The following is a 2,465-nucleotide window of genomic DNA, read 5'->3' as shown; positions in this document are numbered from 1 at the left end:
CCCCAGGCACCGACTACGCGGTGTACGTCTGCGCCGATGGATCCGTGCGCGCCGATGCCAACTTCAAGGCCCCGGTCGGCTATACGGCAGCCAACGCGCGCAAGATCGGCGGCTTCCACTATGCGCCCGGCGGCAACGCGACGGCACAGGCGGGCGGCGACACCAGCCCGGCGATCAACCCGTACGCGCTGTGGGATCTGAAGTTCCGCCCGGCGAGCAAGGACCCGCGCGGCATGACTCTGGTGGCGGACAGCTTCTGGGCCGATATCTATCTGCTGGGTGTCAACCACAATACGGACGGCACCAGCAAGTATGGCGTCACCATTGCCGATGGTGCAAGCCCACCGAAAATTCCGGCCCAGTTTGCAGGCGATGTCTCCCTGACATATAGCTCGCTCAACTGGTGGGAAGCTGCCGAGGTGATGCAGGCGCATGGCAAGCAGCTGCCCTCGTACGCCGAATTTTCGGCACTGGCCTATGGCACTACCGAGAACGAATCGATGGGGTCTGATCCACGCACCACGGGCCTTCAGGCCAAGTATACCTCGAGGTGGGGCGTGATCCAGGCGACCGGATGTATGTATGTGTGGGGGCGTGATTTTGGCGGTTCGCATGGTTCGTCCTCGTGGGCGGCGAACACGGGAGGGCGTGGCAGTACATACCAATTGTCGAATGCCGTGATCTTGGGTGGTGCCTGGAACGACAGGTCTTATTCAGGTTCTCGTTGCTCGGGCTGGAACAACGCCCCGGTGTACGTGGCGAGCCACACCAGCGCCCGTGGCGTCTGTGCCCACCGGATTCTTCCCTGACCTTCCCAACGGAGTTTTTAACGGATGACCATCATCAACACCCGTGCCGATCTGGACGCCATCAAGGGCACCCCGGCCCACGCTGAATTCATGCGCCTGCTGCGTGGCACCATGACCACCATGACCGACACCCGGACGTACCCGGAAAACTACGGAAAACCCGAATACAAGGGGCCGAAACTGGACCCGGTCTGGGTCGAGGTCGAAAGCCTGGAAACCATCACCCGCTTCGGCTTCACAAAAGAAGACCTGATGCAGGAAAGCCCCGATATGGGTGGCGAGGTCAGTGCGCAAGAAAGCTGATAGCAAGTCCTGGACGCACGCTAGCGGGCTGAGTTCATATCCAGCCAACAAACCCAACATCGTTGGATAAGGACACCATGCCCGTTCGGGAAAATCTGAACCGCTGTTCCCGATACCATCAGGAACAGCGGCTAGCTTTATGTCAGAACATTACGAGAAAATAAAATCTGATGCAGATACAGAAGAGGTGTTCTCTAACAGGATTGAGAAGTCGGAAGTATCGTCACCTGTAGCTTCAATACGCAAAAACAGGTCTTTTTTGCCAAGTGGCTCTGCCCAGACAGCGTTTCTGGCTGGTCCCGTGTTGCTGAAATGATTAACTAACAGGCCTTGGCTCAGATGAGAGAGATCAATCCGGTCGCCTTCAGCGGCATTGAAATCCAGTATCTGGTGCCAACCTCCTATGATCGTACCAGAAGTAGATGATCCATTGTAACTGAATGTATCCGCACCCGCACCGCCGGACAGGGTTGATGTCAGTTGCTCTACACGCAATCTGTCATCGCCGCTGCCAGCAACAAAGATTTCAATAGAGTGAAGATAATCTTTCTCGCCGGTACCAATAGACACGGTTCCCCAAGTTTCGCCACGCAACTTTACATCAAGTGAGTCCGTATAGCTGGCATAGCTGACAGAGTCTTTTCCTGCCCCCCCTGCCAGAAAGTCATTGCCGGATCCTCCATCCAAATGATCATCACCATCGCCACCATGCAGGGCATCATCACCTGCACCGCCCTTCAGGATATCATTGCCTGCGTTACCCAACAGGATATTGTTACCGTCATTGCCCGTTATTCTGTCATCTCCAGCCCCACCAATGACGGCCTCAATATTCCTCAAGGTATCTTTGTCAATACCATTGACACGAACGACGGAATCCCGGCCACCATCAGCCAGTGTCACGACGATATGGTCCTGTTCTGCATTATAGTCCATATAGTCGCAGCCCCCTTGGCCATCGATGGTGTCATGGCCACCGCTGGAATGGAATATGTTGTTAAGGTCATTACCTGTCAGGTGATCGTCAAAAGCGCCCCCATCCAAGTGATTATAATCAATGATCTCAGCAACCTGGACGCCATTAACAAGAACAGGAGATGGCTCGTTCATACCCAGTGTTATCGTCACCGGTCCAGTGGCAAAGCTACTTTTATAAACAGCGCCTTCAGCACCTTCATTATGAGGTATAGTATCCTCTCTTACGGGGTTGTCAGGGAGTATTGCGGCAACCCTCGTTGTGTCCAGAATGAGGTTTTGGGCGGATAGTGTGGTTACGCCGTTCAGGCGCACGGAGAAATCCTCTTTCGTGTCCCCGGACGTATCGGCAAAGACTGTCAACCCGGATGCATCGGG

Annotated in this window: 3 protein-coding genes; 2 read left to right on the top strand and 1 reads right to left on the bottom strand. The window is 55.2% G+C overall.

What is annotated here, in order from left to right; all coding sequences use genetic code 11:
- Together HEQ72_RS11185 and HEQ72_RS11180 are read left to right on the top strand one after the other, a co-directional pair.
- The coding region (locus tag HEQ72_RS11185) for a hypothetical protein (protein WP_168023425.1) at positions 1 to 809 on the top strand (809 nt) is incomplete at its 5' end.
- A 24-nt stretch (positions 810 to 833) separates the two neighbouring features.
- Complete coding sequence (locus HEQ72_RS11180; protein WP_168023424.1) at positions 834 to 1,112, top strand: hypothetical protein; 279 nt, start codon at positions 834 to 836, stop codon at positions 1,110 to 1,112.
- A 150-nt stretch (positions 1,113 to 1,262) separates the two neighbouring features.
- Here HEQ72_RS11180 and HEQ72_RS11650 read toward each other — a convergent pair.
- Positions 1,263 to 2,465, bottom strand: a 1,203-nt coding sequence (locus tag HEQ72_RS11650; protein ID WP_168023423.1) for a calcium-binding protein, incomplete at its 5' end; no start/stop codon positions are given.

Origin of the sequence: Haematospirillum sp. 15-248, from assembly GCF_012102665.1 — a bacterium.
Classification (GTDB): Bacteria; Pseudomonadota; Alphaproteobacteria; order Rhodospirillales; family Rhodospirillaceae; genus Haematospirillum.
Note: the sequence above shows the minus strand (reverse complement) of the source record. Positions and strands in the feature narration are given on the sequence as shown.